Origin of the sequence: Parapedobacter composti, from assembly GCF_900112315.1 — a bacterium.
GTDB classification, from domain to species: Bacteria; Bacteroidota; Bacteroidia; order Sphingobacteriales; family Sphingobacteriaceae; genus Parapedobacter; species Parapedobacter composti.
This window is the reverse complement of record NZ_FOLL01000012.1, coordinates 35990-55381: the sequence shown is the minus strand read 5'-3', so window position 1 is coordinate 55381 and position 19392 is coordinate 35990. Positions and strand designations below refer to the sequence as shown.

Here is a 19392-nt window from a genome sequence, read left to right as displayed (position 1 = left end):
TTATTAAATTTATAGGGTAATTCCAGTGATTTCGATTTTGGTGAATTGCTGGCGGTGTCCATTCTTTTTCTTGTAACCCTTACGGCGTTTTTTCTTGAACACGATCACCTTATCCCCTTTCAAATGTGACAAAATCTTAGCCGAAACCTTAGCTCCTTCCACCGTAGGCGCACCTATGGTAAATTTACCACCGTCTTCCGCTAACAATACGTTGTCAAATTCAATACTAGCGCCCTCATCTCCTTGTAACCGGTGTACAAAGAGCTGTTGGTCTTTTGCAACTTTGAATTGCTGTCCGGCTATATTTACTATTGCGTACATTGTTAATGAATTAATTGTTTCTTAAAAATTCGAAGCGCAAAGGTAACGCTTTATTTCTATTATTCAAATTTTAGACAGAAAAAATACCCCGACACCGCTTTGATATCAAAAACTTTATGCATAAATTTGCAGCCCGTTTTAGAGCGGATTTTAGGTTTTTTTAAAATTATTTAAACGAAAGTATGCAACAGTACGAAACCGTTATCATTCTTACCCCGTTGCTTTCCGAGGAAGTTTCAAAGGAGGCGATTGCCAAATTCCGGAACATCCTTACTGAAGGCGGAGCCGAAATTGTCCACGAGGACAATTGGGGTTTGAAAAAATTAGCGTATCCGATTGAGAAAAAAACAACCGGATTCTATCACCTCATCGAATTCAAGGCTCCCGGTGAATTAATCAGCAAACTGGAAATTGAATACAAGCGCGATGAGCGTGTAATGCGTTTCCTGACTGTAAAATTAGATAAACATGCCATTGCGTACAATGAGAAAAAACGCAGTGGTGCTTTCAACAAAAAGGCCGAAGCGCCCAAAGCTGAGGAGGTAGCACAATAATGGCAAACGAGCAAATCCAATACGTTACCGCTCCCAAGGTGGAGGATAACCGCAAGAAGTATTGCCGCTTCAAGAAAAACGGCATCAAATACATTGACTATAAAGATGCCAACTTCCTACTGAAATTCGTTAATGACCAGGGCAAGGTATTGCCCCGCAGGCTCACCGGCACTTCATTGAAATTCCAACGCAAGGTAGCCCAGGCAGTGAAGCGCGCCCGTCACATCGGGCTGTTGCCTTATGTTACAGATTCATTAAAATAAGGAGGAAACGACATGGAAGTAATCTTAAAACAAGATATAAAAAAGTTGGGTGAGAAGGACGACATCGTCACCGTAAAACCCGGCTATGGGCGCAATTACCTTATTCCTCAGGGATACGCTGTCCTCGCTACCGAGTCGGCCAAGAAGGTGTTGGCCGAAAATATCCGCCAGGCGCAGTTCAAGCAGGAGAAAATCAAAAAAGATGCCTTGGAACTGGCCGGCAAGCTGGAAGGCGTTAAGCTTTCTATCGGTGCCAAGGCCGGCGAATCCGGCAAGATTTTCGGCTCCGTAAACAGCATTCAAATCGCTGACGCGCTGAAGAAGCAAGGTTTCGAGGTCGACCGGCGTCGCATCACCTTCGAAACCGAACCGAAAGTGGTTGGCGAATATGTCGCTAACCTCAACCTTCACAAAGAGGTGAAGGTGCAGGTTCCTTTCGAGGTTGTGGCTGAATAAACCAGCTATAGCTGGAATAAAAAAAGCAGGCGGGAAATTCCCGCCTGTTTTTTTTCCATCAGTCTTCAACATCCCACCATACCGGCGTGTAGATAAGCTCCAACCCGGGAAAATTCGCATTCGATGTGACTTCATTATTCGGATATGGAAAACGAAGGGGCATGCGGCCCTCGCCCAATATGGAAGCCTCGGAAACCACCAAAAAATCCGGATAACCTGTCCTCCGCCATTCCGTCCATGCTTCAAATCCCTGGAAACCATTCATGGCATAGTATTTCTGCGTAATAATGGCTTTCAATGGATCCGCATTGAACAGCGCCTCAGCATCCGGCGCAGCTGCAAAATAAGTGTTGGCATCCGCGGTAGTCAGGCCCGTCGCCCGGAAACTGGCTTCAATGCCTTCCCGGAACAACGCGCGGGCATCCCCGCTTCCCCATCCGCGGACTGCAGCTTCCGCCTGAAGGAAATAGCTTTCCGCCTCCGAGATAAGTTTCACCGGTGCCGTTGCTGAATTAGGGTTGTTTGCCCGCGCTCCCACTAAAGCAGAAGGCGGCGAATAAGACCTCCCTGTATAATCAGGATTATTATAAGCACCCTGTGGCAGGTACGTTATCGTATCTACCCCTTCGAGCCTATCGTAAAAAGCAAAGACGCGAGGGTCATTGTTCCGGTTAAAGGCACGAACCGCTGTGGCACTGGCCACCAAGTTTTGAGTATAACCCAACCCCACCATTTCATTATAAAGCGGATTTTCATTCCCACCTACCGTTAAATACTCAATTGACACATCCGTAGTTAAAAACTCGGGGTTTGTAGCATACAATGCCTCTATACCCGCTTGAGCCAGTTGAGGTTCAACGCCAGACAAACGAAGATATGCTCGCAGTTTAAGCGTATTCGCAAAAGCCACCCACTGATCCATATCACCGCCCATCAACATATCCTGCGCCCCGGGATTAATAGCATTGGGTGTTTGTGCTAACGCAATCCCCGTATCCAGGTACTGGAAAATGCTATCATAAACCACCCGCTGTTCATCATAACTCGGGTTGTCAAACCCCGCTGCATTCAAAGCTTCACTCATTGGCACACTGCCGAACGCATCCGTGGCCAATTGAGCCGCATAGGCTTTCAAAATATAAGCAATGGCTTTATAATGCTCAGCCGATGCGGTCTCCCTGTCATTGATAATAAGCTGAGCATTGTTCAACGCGCTCCGATAAAGAATGCTCCATGTATTGTTGAATGCCGAACTGTTAATGTTGTATTGCTCCAAGGTCTGGTACTGCGATGACGCCACATTCTGCGCCCAGTATTGCCCCCATATACCTCCGTATATCTGGAACTGGTTACCAACCACCTGGCTGATCGCAGCTTCCACAGTAGGCAACAGCAAACTCGGTGCTGCCGAGTCTGGGTTATTAGGATTCTCATTAATATCCAGGAACTTACTGCATCCCAAAAATCCAATAACAGCAATAAGCCCGATCCCGGCGATCCGCCTATTCAAAGAATAATATCGTGTGTTCATCTTGAAATTCTATTAAAATGTGACCCTTACATTCAACCCGTAATTCCGCACCGATGGCTGAGCTGTGAAATCAAACCCCTGTTCATTTCCGGCACCTGTAGAATTAATCTCCGGGTCGGCAAACTGGTTTTCATCCGGTGTCCAGATAAATAAGTTATTTCCATACAAGCCCACGGTCAGCGCCCCGAACGGCGTACGCCCCAGTTGCTGCGCATTAAACGTATAAGAAATACTCGCCGTACGCAGCTTCACAAACGAGCCATCAATTACGCTGACACCAGCTTCACGCCCGGGAAAGTAATTTTGTTTGATGTAGGTATACTCGGTATTTGTTACGCTGTTACCATTCTCATCAAGGTAAACCGAATTCGGGAAAATCGCGTTGATACGCTCTCCCCCGGTTTCCGCAGATGTTCCCACAAACGCCATAATATCCTTCGTGCGGGACCAAAATTTGCCTCCCTGCTTAGTATCAAACAACACACCGAAGGACAACGACTTGTAATTCAAATTCGTTCCCCAAGACGCCTGGTAATTAGGGTTATAGCTTCCCAGATAAACCGCCGTCGGCGTTATCAACGGCATACCGTTTTCCGGGTCGATGATTGTCCGGCCCTCGGAATCCTTTTGTTCACTCACCGCATAAAATTCACCATAAGGTCGATTTTCTGCCGCAACGATGCTCATCCCTGAAAAACCGCCGATAACAATCTGGTCGACCCCGAGGTCAGAAACCCTGTTGCGGTTTCTCGTAAACGTTCCGTACAGTTCCCACACCAAATCCGTTGTCCTTATCGGCGTACCCCGCAATGCCAATTCAACACCTTTGTTATTTACGGTACCCGCATTAATCACCTTGAAGCCATACCCCGTCGAATTAGGAATGGGAATCGTCAATATCTGGTTCGTTGATGAATTGCTATACCACGTGAAATCAACAGACAACCTGTTGCCCCTAAAAAAAGCCAGTTCAGTACCCAATTCCAATGATGTAGTGATTTCAGGCTTCAAATCCGGATTTCCAATTGTACTGCCCGACATCAACGCCGCTACATTCCCGAACGGGAACGTTGTACTCCCGAAGCTGCTATTAATCTGGCTTCTCGAAAACGTTGTCAACAACTGATACGGATCGGTATCGTTACCTACCCGGGCCCAACTGGCCCTTATCTTACCGAATGGTAAAACCGTATTGGATTGGAGCAATTCCGTGAAAACAAATGACCCGCTGATACTTGGATAAAAAAACGAGTTATTTTCGGTTGGCAACGTAGACGACCAGTCGTTCCTTGCGGTTGCATCCAGAAACAGAAAATCCCGATAAGCGAGGCTCAATTGCCCGTAAACACCTACCAGCCGCCTAAGGCTCCAGTTGTCCTGTATGACGTTAACCGGTCCATTACTATTTGAAAGGTTATACCATCCCGGAACCACCAATCCGCCGCTCGCGTTCGTCGCCGTAACATTATTCGTAACATGGCGCTGCCGGATATTATTGCCGATCATCAATGAACCATAAAAGTCAGGATTAAATTGATGCCTTGCCGTAGCCATCAAGTCGTGTACGATTTCACTGACATTAAACTGCGATATCCTGTAACCGCCATTATTGATATACGCATTATCATTCGGATCGTAATTTCCAGACGTAACATCCGCCGGATAAAATTCATACTTAGGGGTCATTTCCCGCCGGCGGTCGGAGTACGTATCCACGCCGATACGCTCCTCAATATCCAGCCATTCCAGCGGTTTGTAACCAATATTGACATTACCGGTAATCCGATTCACATCATTGAGGTTTTCGAAGTTCTCCAATACGTAATACGGACTAATTGCATAAGCGCCCGTATATCCATAAAGATTTTCCTGAAACACCCCGTTCGCATCCACGATTCCAAACCCGAAATACGGGTTGCTCAAATCTCCCATCCTATCAATCGGAATATCCCTGGCCGTTTGCAATACCTTATCATAGACCGATGCGTCGTTCTGGCCCCCACCCACCGTACTACTGTTTATTCTTGTATAATTTAAGGAGATTCCCGCATTAAATTTATTATTGAACTCCATTGTTCCGTTAAAGCGGGCACCGTAACGATTATAATTGTCTACAGCGGTAGGATACACACCATTTGAGTTTAGCGAGTTCAGTCCCAGAAAGAAAGTAGAACGCTCTCCCCCGCCAGAAAACGACAAGTTGTTATTGGAGGCAATCCCCGTGTCAAAGAAATTCCGCACATTATCCGGCTGGGCCGAATACGGTTTTTCCAGCCGAACACCATTGATTTCCTGTCCCCATGGCTGAATTTCGCCTGTGAACGGAGCACCCCAGCTCCAGTTCTCTTTCGGATCATTTTCATACACCGGATTACCGTCGCTGTCGAATCCCACCAAAAATCCCTGGCCATATTCGTTTTGAAAGTCCGGAAGCTTCAAAACAGAAGACAACGTGTTCGTCGTCGTGAAGGTGATTTCCGTCTTTTCCGCATTTCGCCGACCCTTTTTCGTCGTAATGATCAACGCCCCGTTAGCTGCTCTGGACCCATACAGCGCAGCCGCAGCCGGTCCTTTCAATGCTGTCACCGACTCGATATCCTCCGGATTAATGTCGTTTCCCCGGTTACCGAAGTCCAAACTAGACAACGCATTCTGCCCCCCAATCACACTTGAATTGTCAATGGGCACACCGTCTACAACAATAAGCGCTTGGTTGTTCCCAGATATGGAGGTTCCGCCGCGGAATACAATCCGGGAAGAGCTACCCGGCGTATTTGCAGTGGATGTAATATTGACGCCGGCCACCCTTCCTGCCAGCGAATTAATCACGCTCGGATTCTGGCCCTGTGTCAATTCTGCACCGCTCACCGTTGGTGCTGAATACCCCAGGGTGCGCCGTTCCCTTGCAATTACGTTCGCCGTTACGACGACTTCCGATAGTTCAGACGATTCCGACTCCAACGCGACGTTGACTGTTGTCGACTCGCCTATCGTTACCGTTTGGCTCATATAACCAATATAACTGAAGGTTAATGACCTAGCCTCAGGAGGCACCACTATAGAATAACCCCCACTTTGGTCGGTCACCACCCCAACCGACGTGCCCGTCGCAACCACCGACACTCCGGCCAACGGTTCGCCACCGACACCATCAGTCACCCTTCCGGATATCCGTCTTTCTTGGGCATACACTATGCCCGCCAACAGTACCCCAAGGTAAAGAGACATACTTTTGCTTTCATGTGCTTTGATTTTGATAAAACGAATATGGATACTATATCAAATCAATATCCTCCGTTAGATCGCAACAAACCGGCAAGACAATTGTTCAGGGGAATTGGTTGTGATGGTAGATTATTCTACAGGCGCTTATTCCTTGGTTTAAACGGCACAAGGGCAGTGAAAAACGTTTCACGTTTCGGCTCTTTCGTTCTTAGTACGGAAATTAAATCAGAAATAGCATATATCTACGAACGCCGGTAACGAGTGGAGTACAGCAGAGACAATTCCAGTAACCGAATCATCGGCAAAAATCCGTTTCCAATTATGTAAACTATTATAAGTATGCACAAAAAAAAGCCGTCTCATAAGTTAATGAGACGGCCTCTTAAGAAGGTACTGTTGTTTTAAGGTAAAGTTATGTTAAGTACCTTTTTTTGCGTTTCGGGATCATTGAGACGACCTATACTGAGCTCTCTACCATCACTGGTAACAGCTTTCAACAACGAAACCGTCGCCGTTGCAGTAGTCGCTGGTTCGACAATAGTACCCTCTGGAATTGACAAAGTAGTACTTACTGACATTGAGTTCCTAGGTAAAACAACACTTTGCTCATCAATATCAAAGTCTCCCGACACCACATAGGTAATGGTAATATCTTGTTGCATTGCGGTTCTAACTTCGAAAGAAAATGTCACATCTTCTCCTTCCTTTACATTGACGGCCGCCGTACTATTAAAAGCAACGTATGCTGCGACTTTCTGGTCAAAATTGAAGTTATCCCCCAAACTTTCTTCCTCACAAGCGGCCATTATTGATAGCAACGGCAGCATATATAAAAAAACACATACTCTTTTCATAACACTAATGTTTTACAAGTCAAACCAAGTTTTCTCAAAATACCGAATTATTTGGCTGGGTGCATTCGGATTATTATTCAATTCATTTGGAGCATATTCATACCTCCTAAACAATCCACCTTGGGGCGCCAACACCGGTAACGTCAAGTTTGGCACCTCCTCCCCCTCAGGCCCGGACCTTCTCCACTGGGTGAAAGCGTCAATTCCCCTGTCCATCTTATCTATCCAATGATGGTAATGAATTTGATAAATCAAGTCTGCAGCGTTTGAGTATGTCGGTAATCTATCAACAAATGCCTCTGCATCTGCCCGAGTAACTCCATAAAATACACAGCTTTCTTCAATCGCACTTTTAAACAACTCGTTTGCTCTAATTAAGTCAACCGCCACACCTAGCCCCCTTGCATAAACTTCCGCCTCATAAAATAATTGTTCTTGATAATTATAAACAACCTCAGGTGCATCGGCTGCATGTAACTCGGTAGAGATCCTAACGTGTTCATCGTTATTTCCGTTAGCGCCAGGCACTAAGCCAACATACCTGTCCGCAGCCTCTGGCTTAGTGAAAAATTTGGGCAACCTAGGATCGTCTATCGCCTCCATAAAATCTACGACGTAAGAAGATCCGAAAAAGAAATTAACACCGCCATTATATTGCAAATTAATAGCATATTTAGGATTTCTCTTCCCAGAAGCAGTTTCGTATGGAACGAGAAAATTATCTTCCGGAGAATCAACCATCCCTCCTTCATTGATGATTTGAGCAATTTGGGAAGCCTTGTCTGGGTCAGCATCCACCATTGTCATTAATGTCCTAAATTTAATTGACTTTGCAAGTCGCTTCCATCTCGCTATGTCTCCGCCATAAAACATGTCATAAGCACCAGAAATCTTAAGCGGACTTACTTCATCAAACTGACCAAGTGCGTTATCACATAAAGCTATTACACCTTCCAAAACAGTTTTCTGTTCATCAAATTTTGGATAGCTGATATCCAGATTCCATGCTTCTGTAAAGGGTACATCGCCGTACAATGTAGCGGTCTCATAAGCTATCAATGCTAGCAACACCTTACTTTGGGCTGCAGCGTTACTGTTCACTGGCTCAGAATTCTCTGCAATCTGAATTGCCTGCTTAAGATTGTTCCCTCCTCTTACATAATAAGTGGACCATGCATTACCCAAACTAAAAGGCGATATATCGTATTGCTGTTCGGAAACCAACCCCCACCCTGTGGGATTATTGCCACCAGAAGAAATGGATTGGCCTGCAAGCGCCAAAGGGATATACAAATCCCCACTTGACCTTAGATTAATATACGAAGTCGTCGCGAATGAAAACAATAAATCTGGATCCACGCGTTCAGCAGCATTCGGATTCTCATTAATATCCAAATACTTCTCACAGGACTGCGCAATAGCTGCCGTGAGAATCAAACCGATTATTTTTATCTTGAATTTCATTTTTTTACATTTTAAAGTTGTACTCTCAAATTAAACCCAATTGTTCTCGTACTGGGAACCGAGTTGAACTCTACCCCTTCTCCTAAACTGGTGGGGCCAAAGAAATTCACTTCTGGATCAATATGAGGCACATTATCCTTTATGATCCACAAGTTTCTTCCCTCTACACCTATCGAAGCTCCCCTAATGAAGTTCGGGCCACTTTGTAACCATTTGGATGGCAATTGATAAGACAGAACGATCTCCCTCAACTTAACATACGAGGCATCAAATATGTTGCCCTCAGTATTTGATGTAGACATTTGTCCCCAAAAGTCTTGCATGCTTTGAACAGGGACGTCATTGGGAACATATTCACCATCACGCAATACCACTCCCCTATCAATAAACCTATCTCCCCTATTCTGCAAAGTTTCATATCCTAAACCACTTGTTCTCAAAGTTGACGCGGTATTACTATAGAGCACTCCTCCTTGACGAATATCAACAAGGAACCCGAGATTTAAACCTTTGTAAGAGAAAGAATTATTTATGCCGAGCATCCAATCCGGAAATACATTTCCAAGAGGTTGATCTGCTATCGTCCTCCTAAGTCCCGTCGCCTCATCAATTACTATATTTCCGTTGGGATCTCTTTCCCAACCCACCCCATATATTTGAAAAGGTTTTCCCGTCTCCGCTTTCACTTGTAAACCACTCCATCCACTTTGCACGGTATACGAGGCAATTTCATCTGGAAGTTCGACACTCTGCCTATTACTTGAAAAATTAAAATCGACTTTCCAGTTGAAGTCATTTACCCGTACAGGGACGATACCCAACATAGCTTCAAAACCCTTATTGATTACAGATCCCGCATTAACAGACCTGAATGAAAAACCCGTTGATTGAGGAATACTGAGAGACACTATCTGATCTATAGTATTAGAGTAATAATATGTAACATCCAAATTAACTCTATTATTAAAAAAAGCGAGATCAGCCCCAACTTCATAGGTAGTCTGGTTTTGTGGCTTTAAATTGGCATTTGGGATAGTTCCTGGTGCCGAAAATGCAAGTGCTCCATTGAATGGGAATTGAGAACCATATCCATATTGCGCAAAACCAGCCGACTGTGGATTATATACAAAAGCTAAAGAATAAGGTTCAGTTCCACTTCCTACACTAGCCCAGCTCAACCTCAACTTACCATAATTAAACCAAGAAGAAGTCTCTAACAACTCACTAAATACAAAACTAGAACTTACCGACGGATAGAAATACGAACGATTGCTTATTGGCAATGTCGAACTCCAGTCGTTTCTACCGGTTATATTCAAAAACAAGAAATCTCTATAAGACAAGCCTATATCGCCATATACGCCTACTAACCTCCTTTTGTTGGACGTGTTGGTTGTTAAAACCGAAGCTGCATTCGAAAAGTTGTATAAACCTGGAATGGTCAACTGTTCGGCATTTGACAGAATGCGTTCGTAGTAATTTTCGTAAATATTATGACCTGCAATAACCTTTAATCCCAAGTCGTCATTAAGCCTAGTTTCAGCGGTGATAATAAAGTCATTATTAATCACGCGGTTTTGTATATTACCTTGAAAAAAGCTCCCGGTTAGGTCTCCGATAGTACCGTTTCTCGTAGTGCCAAGCCTTTTTTCATAATAGAAGTCAGTACCAAAATTATTGGATATTGTTAACCATTCCAAAGGCTTATAGGTCACAATGCCGTTTCCATATACCCTATCAACTATATTACCAAAGTTATTATTATTTACAATCCAATAGGGGTTGTTTCCGTTTCTGGAAGGCGTTAGCGTGATTTGTTCTCCGGTAATGGGGTCTACATAATTATCCCGAACCAAGCCGATATCTACGGTTCTCGGTAACGTAAGAACCAGTGACTGTAAAACATTTGGATTATTACTACTTTGCACGGGCCGACCATCACTAGTACTTCTGTTATAATTTACCGTTCCTCTGACATCCAGTCCGTCAAAAATTTTCCGGCCCGCATTAATCCCGATATTATTTCTACTAAATTTGGAACCGGGTACAATTCCTGATTGTTCGGTGTTCGTATAACTAAGCCTATAGTCGCCGCGATCGTCGGCTCCTTGAAACGCTATATTGTTGATATACGTACCTCCCGTTTCATAAAAGTCCCTATAATTATTTGGATAAGCTTGTAAGGTAACCTGTTCACCCAAAAAATTGGGAAATGTTCGGTCTTGAACCTCGCTTATTTTCGGCCCCCAACCGTTAGTATTAGCTATGTTATATACACCCTGTATTCCTTGCGCATATTCGTTTTGAAATTCAGGCACTTTTAACATGTTGTCAAAACGCGCTGAAGAATTGATCGTTACCGTACCTCTTCCTTGGCTTCCTTTTTTGGTTGTTATTATTATCGCTCCGTCTTTTGCCCTAGCTCCATAGAGAGCCGTTGCTGCAGCTCCTTTTAAAACCGTCACGGACTCTATGTCGTCTGGGTTAATATCGCCCGCCCTGTTACCAAAATCAGCTCCTGCGCTACCTTGTGGCACCGATGATGACACCGTCGAAATTTGCGGTGCTCCATTATCAACAGGTAAACCGTCAATTACGAATATAGGTTGGCCAGAAGAAGAAATCGAAGATACACCACGAATAACAATTTTTGACGAACCACCTGGTGTTCCTGATTGAGAAGTAACTCGTACACCAGCAACTTTGCCTGCTAACGAATTTACGACGTTTGTTTCCCTTGCCTTCGTAAGCTCATCGCCTCCAATTTCCGACACAGAATAACCTAACGATCTAGCGGATCGCTCTATCCCCATGGCGGTTACTACCACTTCTTGTAGCTCAGAAGCATCCAAATCTAGTGCAACATTTATGTTGGTGTTGCTTCCGATTGTTACCGTTTTTGAGATGTATCCGATAAATCTAAACTCCAGTTCATTAACCGAAACAGGAATAGAAATGGAAAACAACCCCAACTCATCTGTCTGCGTGGCAATGTTTGTGCCCACCGCTATGACAGACACTCCCGCAATCGGTGCCCCGTCTTCCGCAGACGTTACCCTACCGCTGATTCTCCTTTCCTGGGCATACGCCGATCCCATCAGCAGTATCCCCAACATAAAGAAACATAGTAATTTTTGTTTCATGTGTTTGTGAATTTGATTAAATAAAATTGTGAATTATATAGAGATATTGAGAAAATCTGATCCTATCGGCATCCCGATCGAACGCGATATTAGATACAATCACTTACTCACCCGGCTTGATTACAAGTGAATAATAACCCAATTGAAAAAAAGGTCTAAGCGTTGCTACGCTTCGTAAAGTGGCGGTCGATGTAATTCTTCCAAACATGGCGTGCCTTGCTATACCGCAAAGCCGTTGTTTAAACGCGCATTTAAGACAACCAAATAATGCTACTCAACTTCCAGCCAAAACTGGCGAGAATAGCGAAACTAACTGACAATTACGTAGAGTAAAAAAGAAACCAAAGTGTGCGTTTAAAACGTGCTTTGCTAATGTGTGTTTAATTCTATCGCTGCCCCAAAAATACAATGTTGGCGCGTATTAGCAAATAGTTATGAAAAAAAAGTTAAAAAATGTTAAAGAAATTGGCTTCCACCATCGTTATTTTTTTCTACTTTCGTCCTTAAAATCTCATCGTATGAGCGCAAAAACCATTTTTATCGTTGTGATCACCGTATTGGTTACGGTTATCCTCATGAAAAACATGGATGAGGTCAATTTCTGGATATTTGGTACCAGAACGGTACCGAAGTTGGCGGTCATGGCAACCATGTTTTTTATCGGCGCCGTGGTCGGTTTCCTCCTCGGTCGACCGCGAAGGAAAGTTGGCATAGAAGAAGAAGAGGTCAATAAGCCATTGAACCGGGCAGACGAAGATTACATCACGTAAATAGCTCGAAACGGATTCGGTGTAGGTTGTCGGTGTACGTGTAACTCACATGCGCGCGATGAAACTGGGCGATGGCTTTAACAATGGCCAGCCCCAATCCCGTAGAGGAGGTTTGGTCCGGCGATTTATAAAAACGGGTAAATACTTTTTCCGGATCTAATGCTTGCTTCTTTCCGGTGTTGGCGATTTCAAAACCGTTACCCATCACCGTAATACGTATCAGTCCGCCTTCGTAATTATGTACGACAGCATTCTTTAATAAGTTGGTAATCAGTATATCGGCCAAGTCGGCATTAAAACGCTGCGTTAAATTGGCCTGTTCAATCAGCTCTACTCGGATATCCTTGTAGTTCAGCAATTCCGTAAAATCGTCTACCTGTTGGCGCAACCGCGCATTGAAATCTACCGTTTGATCTTGTGAAAATTGCTTGTTTTCTATTTTTGACAGTAACAGCAGCGATTTATTGAGCCGGGTCATCCGTTCCAGGTGCTGGATAACGTTGGCTAAGCGTTGTGCTTGCTCATCTGTGCCGGGCGACTGCTCAAGCAGGAGCTCCAGCTTGTTGATGGCGATCGCCAAAGGAGTTTGCAGTTCATGGGAGGCATTTTCAATAAACTGTTTCTGTTGCTGAAACACTTCGATATTGGCTTTAAGAAGCACGGCCACGGTTTCGTTCATATCACGGAACTCCCGGACTTTGGTTTCCGGCGGATGGAACAGCTTGTCTTCGCCGAGCCGGAATCCTTTCAATTCATCCTGCAACTGGTAAAACGGCCGCCATATCTTGCGCAGTACCCAGTTGTTGATGATGAAGGCGCTGGCTATCACGGCCAGGTATAGCCACAGCAAAGCATGGAGCAAATCGGCTACCAAGTCGTCTTCCTCTACCATGGAAGCGATGATCTTCAGCTCGTAATACCGATTATCTGACGTGGAAAAATAGGTGGTCAGCATGCGCACAATCTCATAATCTTCCTCATATTGCATATACATGGCGGTATCCTTGAACACCTCTGTGGCCTGCAATGCCCATTCCCGTGCAACCGGCCGGATAGCATAATTGCTTTCGCCGAAATCCCGCTTGCTTAGCAATGTCGTGTCCTGGATGGCCTTTTTTATGATAAGGATCTTATAGTTCTCGAGGCCGTCGTCTATACTGTCATAGACCTCGTCCATCATGCTGAAGTAAAAGACCACCGCCCACGTACTCAGGATAAAGACCAGGGAGGCCGAGAGGTACAGCAGCGTGTGGTTGAGCAGCTTCATTTACACGGTTAACTTATAGCCTACGCCATATATTGCCTGTATTTCGAGATTGGTTCCGTGCTCCTTTAATTTCTTCCGTAGGTTCTTAATCTGAGAATAGATGAAATCGAAATTATCGGCATTGTCCATATGATCCCCCCAGACGTGCTCGGCTAAAGCCGATTTATATATCAGACGGTTTTTATTGACCACAAAAAAGGCCAGGATGTCAAACTCCTTTCGGTTGAGATGGATATCAGTCCCTGAAACGCTGACCGTGCGTTCGTCGAAATCCAGCTCCATATTATTCAGCTTAACCACGTTGCGGCCTCCCAACGCTTTTCTCCGCAATACCGCCTTGATACGGGCGTTCAATTCGGCCAAATGGAAGGGTTTGGTAAGGTAGTCGTCCGCCCCTAACCCAAGCCCCTCCAGCTTATCGTCCAATGAGTCCCTGGCGGAAATGATGATAACGTTGTCGCGTTTTTGTCTGAATTTAAGCGACTTAAGAATATCCAAGCCGTTCCCGTTCGGCAACCCCACATCCAGCAAGATACAGTCATAGTCATAACCGGCTATCTTTTCCATAGCGGCATGGAAATCACCGGCGGTTTCCACGGTGTATTGCTCTTTATTCAAAAACTGGGAAATGTTATCCCTCAGCCCTTCTTCGTCTTCGATGATAAGTATCTTCATGGTAACAGCTTTAGCCACAAAGATATCGCTGAAATTCTGTAAAAAGGTTGGAAGCAGGCAATCGGCATGGCCGCCGCGGGTTAGTGGCCTTTCAGGTCTTCCCGGATGTCCTTTGCCTTTTCGTCAACTTTCTTCGCCGCATCCTTGATATCCCGGGCAGCAGCGTCAGCGGCCTCTTTTACTTCTTCCTTGGCTTTCTCTATGCCCTCGTTGATTGCGTCCCCGGCTCTGGCGCCTGCGCTTTCCAAGCTGTCAACCGCCGAATCGATTTCGTTTTCGATAGCATGTCCATGGTCGTGACCGTGATCATGACTATGGTCATGCCCGGCATGGTCGTGATCATGCGAACCGCTCGCAGACGAGTTACTGTTACAGGCTGTAAACGCCAGCACTCCTGCAAATAATACCAATAATGCTGCTTTCTTCATGGCTATATCTGTTAATTAGTTATAAATACTGCCTTTGGCGGCCTCGAGGGTGTTTTTCAGCAATCCCACAATGGTCATCAATCCCACACCGCCCGGCACCGGGGTTATCCACGACGCCTTCTGCGATACCGCACCGAAATCCACGTCGCCATACAGCTTGTATCCCGATTTGGTCTCGGCGCTGCGCTCGCGGTTGATGCCCACATCGATGATGATTGCGCCTTCTTTAACCATATCCGCGGTAATAAAATGTTTCTTACCGATCGCTGCAACGACAATGTCCGCACGCAGCACTTCTTCTTTGATATTTCGGGTACGGCTGTGGGTGAGCGTCACGGTGCAGTTGCCGGGAGTTGCGTTCCGGGCAAGCAAAATGCTCATCGGACTGCCCACGATGTTGCTTCTGCCCACGACAACGGCGTGCATACCTGCGGTGTCAATACCATAATATTCCAGCATCAGCATGATACCATACGGTGTAGCTGGGATAAAACATGGCAGATTACGCTGCATACGGCCCAGGTTCACCGGGTGGAACCCGTCTACATCTTTCCGGTGGTCGATGGCTGCTGTTACCCGTTCGGGGTCGATATGCTTGGGCAGCGGAAGCTGCACGATCAGGCCATCCACCGTAGGGTCAGCGTTGAGTTCACGGATTTTGTCTATTAGCGAACTTTCTGAGATATCCGCATCGTAGTGAATATTGGTCGATTCAAACCCAACGAGCTCACAGTTGCGCATTTTGCTGGCCACGTAGGTTTCGCTGGCACCGTCGTTTCCTACCAAAATAGCTACTAAGTGAGGCTTCCGGCCCGCCGACGCCAAAAATGCCGCTGCCTCCTGCCTGATGTCTTCTTTAATTTTTGCTGATACCAGCTTTCCGTCCAATAATTTCATTTATCTTAAAGTCCTGATGTCTAATCCAGTTTCAACACGGCCATAAAGGCCGACTGCGGGATTTCCACGTTGCCTACCTGGCGCATGCGTTTCTTTCCTTTTTTCTGTTTTTCCAACAGCTTACGTTTACGGGAGATATCACCACCGTAACATTTGGCCGTCACATCTTTCCGTAAGGCACGTATATTCTCCCGGGCGATGATTTTCGCACCGATGGACGCCTGTATGGCGATTTCAAACTGTTGCCGCGGCAGCAATTCCTTCAGCTTCTCGCAGATTTTCTTGCCGAACTCATAGGCATTGCTCCGGTGAATCAGGGACGACAGGGCATCCACGGGCTCGCCGTTCAGCCGGATGTCGAGCTTCACCAAATCCGACTGCCGATAGCCGATTTGATGGTAGTCAAACGAAGCGTATCCCTTGGATATCGTTTTCAGTTTATCGTAGAAATCAAACACGATCTCACCCATGGGCATTTCAAACACCAGCTCCACGCGGTCGGCCGTCAGATACGATTGATTAATGAGCACTCCCCTTTTTTGGATGCAGAGCGACATCACCGGCCCTACAAACTCCGCTTTGGTGATGATATTCGCCTTGATGTAGGGTTCTTCCACGTAATCCAGCTTGCTGGGGTCGGGCAAATCCGACGGGTTGTGCACGATGATTTCCTGCTTGTCTTTGATTAGGTACGCCTTGTACGATACGTTGGGAACAGTAGTAATCACGGTCATATCAAACTCCCGTTCCAGCCGCTCCTGGATAATTTCCATATGCAGCATCCCCAGGAACCCGCACCGGAAACCGAAACCCAGGGCCGCAGACGATTCGGGTTCAAATACCAGCGAAGCATCGTTCAGTTGCAGGCGGTGCATGCTCTCACGGAGCTCTTCAAAATCTTCTGTATCCACCGGATAAATCCCGGCGAAGACCATGGGCTTTACTTCCTCAAACCCTTTAATAGCTTCCTTACTTGGGCGGGATACATGGGTGATGGTGTCACCTACCTTTACCTCGCGGGCCTCCTTGATGCCTGATATGATGTAACCCACGTCGCCTGTACGGATCACTTCCTTAGGCACCTGGTTGAGCCGCAGCGTACCGATTTCGTCGGCAATATACTCCCTTCCTGTGGCCATGAACTTCACTTTATCGCCCTTCCGCAGTTCACCGTTCTCCACCTTGAAGTAAGCCATTATTCCTCTGAATGAGTTGAATACCGAATCGAAAATCAAGGCTTGGAGCGGTGCCTCCGGATCACCCACAGGGGGCGGGATGCGGTCTACTATGGCATTCAGTATATCCATAACGCCCAATCCCGTTTTTCCGGATGCAGGAATGATGTCTTCGCGTTTGCCCCCGATGAGATCCACAATCTGGTCTTTCACCTCTTCGGGCATGGCGCCCGGCAAATCCATCTTATTGAGTACGGGAATAATCTCCAAGTCGTGTTCCAGGGCAAGGTACAGGTTTGAAATGGTCTGCGCCTGAATGCCCTGCGACGCATCAACAATGAGCAGCGCACCCTCACAGGCCGCAATCGAACGCGACACTTCATAGGAAAAGTCCACATGCCCCGGAGTGTCGATGAGGTTCAGCACGTATTCCTGCCCATCTTTTATATAATTCATCTGGATGGCGTGGCTTTTGATGGTGATGCCCCGCTCCCGCTCCAAGTCCATATTATCCAGGAGCTGTGCCTGGGCTTCCCGCTGGGTAATGGTATTGGTATATTCCAATAACCTGTCTGCCAGGGTGCTTTTTCCATGGTCTATGTGCGCGATGATGCAAAAGTTGCGAATATGGTTCATACAAATCGACTTCAAACGGCAAAGATAGATCTTTGGGAGCAATATTTATGCGATCAATGTTATTTGCATCGTCAGCACTGTGGTCCAACATTGCCGCTTACGATGGTTGCACTGAATCAACATCAGGTAAAATTGAACGACTGAATAATGCCAAACCTTCGTATCTTTGAACTATACTAATGTTACAACGACCATGCAGCTATCCATTATACTGACGAGTCAATACCGGTTGCTGAGCCTTGCCGCCATCGTGGATGTGTTTGAAACCGCCAACCGTTTCCTGAAGGAAGCCGGCAGGACGGAGTTGTTCCGCATCACCTTCGTCGGCCCGGCAAAAACAAAATCACTGCCCGAAGGTGTCAACCACCTTCCTTACGTTTCACTTGATGACACCCCATGCTACGATGTGGTTTTTGTTCCGGCATTCGGACCGGTAGATCTTACCAAAGCCTTGGATGAAAACAACTGTTTCATTCCCTGGTTGCACCGGCAGCATGCCCTGGGCGCCACCCTGGCCAGCAATTGCACCGGGGCGTTCCTGCTTGCCGCGTCGGGCTTGCTGAATGACCGGAAAGCCACTACCCATGTCGACGCGGCCGACAAACTCGCGGCCTGCTTCCCTAAAATCAGGTTACAAAAGGATGCTGTGGTGGCATATGACGCCAACATTTATACCAGCGGCGGTGCCACCAGCGGCTTTCACCTGAAACTGGCGCTGATACAGAAATACTGCGGCCGGGAAATGGCCGTGCGCATCGCAAAGGTCTTTGCCATCGACATGGATCGGGAGAACCAAGCACATTTCAGCCACTTTGACCCCATAGAGTCGCACGACGACGAGTTGGTCATGCGCGTGCAGCATAAGATCAAAAACCAATTCACTGAACTTAAAAGTGTCGAAGAAGCAATAGCCGATATCCCCGCCAGCAGGCGGAATTTCGTGCGCCGGTTCAAGCAAGCCACGGGATTAACCCCTATCCGCTACCTGCAGAAAACCAAAATCGAAGCAGCCAAAAAGATGCTGGAAAACACCGAAAAGGGACTGTTGGAAATCATGCTGTCCGCAGGTTACAACGACATGAAAAACTTCAGGCAATTATTCAAAGAAAACACAGGAATGACCCCAAAGGCTTACCGGGATAAGTTCGCCATGCGGTTCGACCCCATTATTATTTATAAAGCTCCATGATGAAAACCATAGCACTTATTGCGATAACAAGCTTGGCATGCCTTTTCCAGGCGATGGCCCAGCCCAAGCCGGGCAAAGAGAAACTCGTCCTATCCCTGCCCGATACCTATCGATGGAAAAGCACGAAAATACCGAAAGACACGAAAGGCATCCGCAGCACAGCATATACCGTCAGGGGAAAAAACGCTCAAGAGGCGCCCGTGCAAACGGTCACCGTCACCACCATTGATCGGCGCTACTACCCCATGAAAGCGGAGGGAATGCCTCAGGAAAAGTGGGAATATGAAAAAACAGACTGTCCTGATGCGATGCTGGAAGTAGTCGACAAAAAGGTCGTTGAAGAACGCACCGCCGTCCTGTACGCCATCAAATCGGCGAGACTGCCGGGGGGCTTATGCGGATCGGCGGTACTGCTTACCTACCTGGTGGAGGGCCCCACAGCGTTCCACACCGTCGAACTGGCCATCCCCCAAACGGCTTTCACACCGGCCGTCTATAAACAGTGGTCCGACGCCCTGCTGCAAAGCCGCGTCGAATAACCGTG

The 19392-nt window shown here is 46.5% G+C and carries 17 protein-coding genes; 6 read left to right on the top strand and 11 right to left on the bottom strand.

The window, feature by feature from the left end; genetic code table 11:
- Nucleotides 1–9: 9 nt before the first annotated feature.
- Nucleotides 10–321: a 50S ribosomal protein L21 gene (gene rplU / locus BM030_RS12915; RefSeq protein WP_090974019.1), complete on the bottom strand. Its 312-nt coding sequence runs from the start codon at nt 319–321 to the stop codon at nt 10–12.
- Nucleotides 322–503: 182 nt separating this feature from the next.
- Here rplU and rpsF point away from each other — a divergent pair, with 182 nt between their 5' ends.
- From rpsF to rplI, 3 genes are read left to right on the top strand one after another with little or no spacing between them, the layout of a single operon-like run.
- Nucleotides 504–875: a 30S ribosomal protein S6 gene (rpsF, locus tag BM030_RS12910; protein WP_090974018.1), complete on the top strand. Its 372-nt coding sequence runs from the start codon at nt 504–506 to the stop codon at nt 873–875.
- A complete protein-coding gene (gene rpsR / locus BM030_RS12905) occupies nt 875–1138 on the top strand; it encodes a 30S ribosomal protein S18 (RefSeq protein ID WP_079716629.1) in 264 nt (87 codons plus the stop codon). The genes rpsF and rpsR overlap by 1 nt, the downstream gene beginning before the upstream one ends.
- 12 nt (nt 1139–1150) lie before the next feature.
- Nucleotides 1151–1594, top strand: a complete 444-nt coding sequence (rplI, locus tag BM030_RS12900; RefSeq protein ID WP_090974017.1) for a 50S ribosomal protein L9 — start codon at nt 1151–1153, stop codon at nt 1592–1594.
- A 58-nt stretch (nt 1595–1652) separates the two neighbouring features.
- Here the strand turns inward: rplI and BM030_RS12895 are convergent, their stop codons facing one another.
- The 5 genes from BM030_RS12895 to BM030_RS12875 form a co-directional block, all read right to left on the bottom strand.
- Nucleotides 1653–3125, bottom strand: coding sequence for a SusD/RagB family nutrient-binding outer membrane lipoprotein (locus BM030_RS12895; RefSeq protein WP_090974016.1), 1473 nt, complete (start codon nt 3123–3125; stop codon nt 1653–1655).
- A 12-nt stretch (nt 3126–3137) separates the two neighbouring features.
- Entirely contained in the window at nt 3138–6353 is a 3216-nt protein-coding gene (locus tag BM030_RS12890; RefSeq protein WP_090974015.1) for a SusC/RagA family TonB-linked outer membrane protein, read from the bottom strand.
- Between the two features lie 398 nt (nt 6354–6751).
- On the bottom strand, nt 6752–7204 hold the full coding sequence (locus BM030_RS12885) for a hypothetical protein (RefSeq protein WP_139215892.1): 453 nt from the start codon (nt 7202–7204) through the stop codon (nt 6752–6754).
- 12 nt (nt 7205–7216) lie between these two features.
- The gene (locus BM030_RS12880; protein ID WP_090974013.1) at nt 7217–8668 is read right to left on the bottom strand and encodes a SusD/RagB family nutrient-binding outer membrane lipoprotein; all 1452 of its coding nucleotides are present in this window, start codon (nt 8666–8668) and stop codon (nt 7217–7219) included.
- Nucleotides 8669–8679: 11 nt separating this feature from the next.
- Complete coding sequence (locus BM030_RS12875; RefSeq protein WP_090974012.1) at nt 8680–11811, bottom strand: SusC/RagA family TonB-linked outer membrane protein; 3132 nt, start codon at nt 11809–11811, stop codon at nt 8680–8682.
- Nucleotides 11812–12329: 518 nt separating this feature from the next.
- Here BM030_RS12875 and BM030_RS12870 point away from each other — a divergent pair.
- Nucleotides 12330–12581: a hypothetical protein gene (locus BM030_RS12870; RefSeq protein WP_090974011.1), complete on the top strand. Its 252-nt coding sequence runs from the start codon at nt 12330–12332 to the stop codon at nt 12579–12581.
- Here BM030_RS12870 and BM030_RS12865 read toward each other — a convergent pair.
- The 5 genes from BM030_RS12865 to lepA all read right to left on the bottom strand — a co-directional run bounded on the left by BM030_RS12865 (nt 12574) and on the right by lepA (nt 17659).
- On the bottom strand, nt 12574–13848 hold the full coding sequence (locus BM030_RS12865) for a sensor histidine kinase (RefSeq protein WP_090974010.1): 1275 nt from the start codon (nt 13846–13848) through the stop codon (nt 12574–12576). The genes BM030_RS12870 and BM030_RS12865 overlap by 8 nt on opposite strands.
- Nucleotides 13849–14523, bottom strand: coding sequence for a response regulator transcription factor (locus tag BM030_RS12860; RefSeq protein WP_090974009.1), 675 nt, complete (start codon nt 14521–14523; stop codon nt 13849–13851).
- An 80-nt stretch (nt 14524–14603) separates the two neighbouring features.
- Entirely contained in the window at nt 14604–14951 is a 348-nt protein-coding gene (locus tag BM030_RS12855; protein ID WP_090974008.1) for a hypothetical protein, read from the bottom strand.
- A gap of 15 nt (nt 14952–14966) precedes the next feature.
- Nucleotides 14967–15848, bottom strand: coding sequence for a bifunctional 5,10-methylenetetrahydrofolate dehydrogenase/5,10-methenyltetrahydrofolate cyclohydrolase (locus tag BM030_RS12850; RefSeq protein WP_090974007.1), 882 nt, complete (start codon nt 15846–15848; stop codon nt 14967–14969).
- Between the two features lie 20 nt (nt 15849–15868).
- Entirely contained in the window at nt 15869–17659 is a 1791-nt protein-coding gene (lepA, locus tag BM030_RS12845; RefSeq protein ID WP_090974006.1) for a translation elongation factor 4, read from the bottom strand.
- 166 nt (nt 17660–17825) lie between these two features.
- Here lepA and BM030_RS12840 point away from each other — a divergent pair, with 166 nt between their 5' ends.
- The gene (locus BM030_RS12840; RefSeq protein WP_244518922.1) at nt 17826–18848 is read left to right on the top strand and encodes a GlxA family transcriptional regulator; all 1023 of its coding nucleotides are present in this window, start codon (nt 17826–17828) and stop codon (nt 18846–18848) included.
- On the top strand, nt 18845–19387 hold the full coding sequence (locus BM030_RS12835; protein WP_090974004.1) for a hypothetical protein: 543 nt from the start codon (nt 18845–18847) through the stop codon (nt 19385–19387). The genes BM030_RS12840 and BM030_RS12835 overlap by 4 nt, the downstream gene beginning before the upstream one ends.
- Nucleotides 19388–19392 lie beyond the last annotated feature (5 nt).

Excerpts from the sequence above, each read along its gene's own strand:
- lepA (WP_090974006.1), bottom strand. The coding sequence starts at position 17,659 with ATGAACCATATTCGCAACTTTTGCATCATCGCGCACATAGACCATGGA.
- rplU (WP_090974019.1), bottom strand. The coding sequence starts at position 321 with ATGTACGCAATAGTAAATATAGCCGGACAGCAATTCAAAGTTGCAAAA.
- rpsR (WP_079716629.1), top strand. The coding sequence starts at position 875 with ATGGCAAACGAGCAAATCCAATACGTTACCGCTCCCAAGGTGGAGGAT.
- BM030_RS12850 (WP_090974007.1), bottom strand. The coding sequence starts at position 15,848 with ATGAAATTATTGGACGGAAAGCTGGTATCAGCAAAAATTAAAGAAGAC.
- BM030_RS12875 (WP_090974012.1), bottom strand. The coding sequence starts at position 11,811 with ATGAAACAAAAATTACTATGTTTCTTTATGTTGGGGATACTGCTGATG.
- BM030_RS12885 (WP_139215892.1), bottom strand. The coding sequence starts at position 7,204 with ATGAAAAGAGTATGTGTTTTTTTATATATGCTGCCGTTGCTATCAATA.
- BM030_RS12835 (WP_090974004.1), top strand. The coding sequence starts at position 18,845 with ATGATGAAAACCATAGCACTTATTGCGATAACAAGCTTGGCATGCCTT.
- BM030_RS12890 (WP_090974015.1), bottom strand. The coding sequence starts at position 6,353 with ATGTCTCTTTACCTTGGGGTACTGTTGGCGGGCATAGTGTATGCCCAA.
- BM030_RS12865 (WP_090974010.1), bottom strand. The coding sequence starts at position 13,848 with ATGAAGCTGCTCAACCACACGCTGCTGTACCTCTCGGCCTCCCTGGTC.
- rplI (WP_090974017.1), top strand. The coding sequence starts at position 1,151 with ATGGAAGTAATCTTAAAACAAGATATAAAAAAGTTGGGTGAGAAGGAC.
- BM030_RS12860 (WP_090974009.1), bottom strand. The coding sequence starts at position 14,523 with ATGAAGATACTTATCATCGAAGACGAAGAAGGGCTGAGGGATAACATT.
- BM030_RS12895 (WP_090974016.1), bottom strand. The coding sequence starts at position 3,125 with ATGAACACACGATATTATTCTTTGAATAGGCGGATCGCCGGGATCGGG.
- BM030_RS12870 (WP_090974011.1), top strand. The coding sequence starts at position 12,330 with ATGAGCGCAAAAACCATTTTTATCGTTGTGATCACCGTATTGGTTACG.
- rpsF (WP_090974018.1), top strand. The coding sequence starts at position 504 with ATGCAACAGTACGAAACCGTTATCATTCTTACCCCGTTGCTTTCCGAG.
- BM030_RS12880 (WP_090974013.1), bottom strand. The coding sequence starts at position 8,668 with ATGAAATTCAAGATAAAAATAATCGGTTTGATTCTCACGGCAGCTATT.
- BM030_RS12855 (WP_090974008.1), bottom strand. The coding sequence starts at position 14,951 with ATGAAGAAAGCAGCATTATTGGTATTATTTGCAGGAGTGCTGGCGTTT.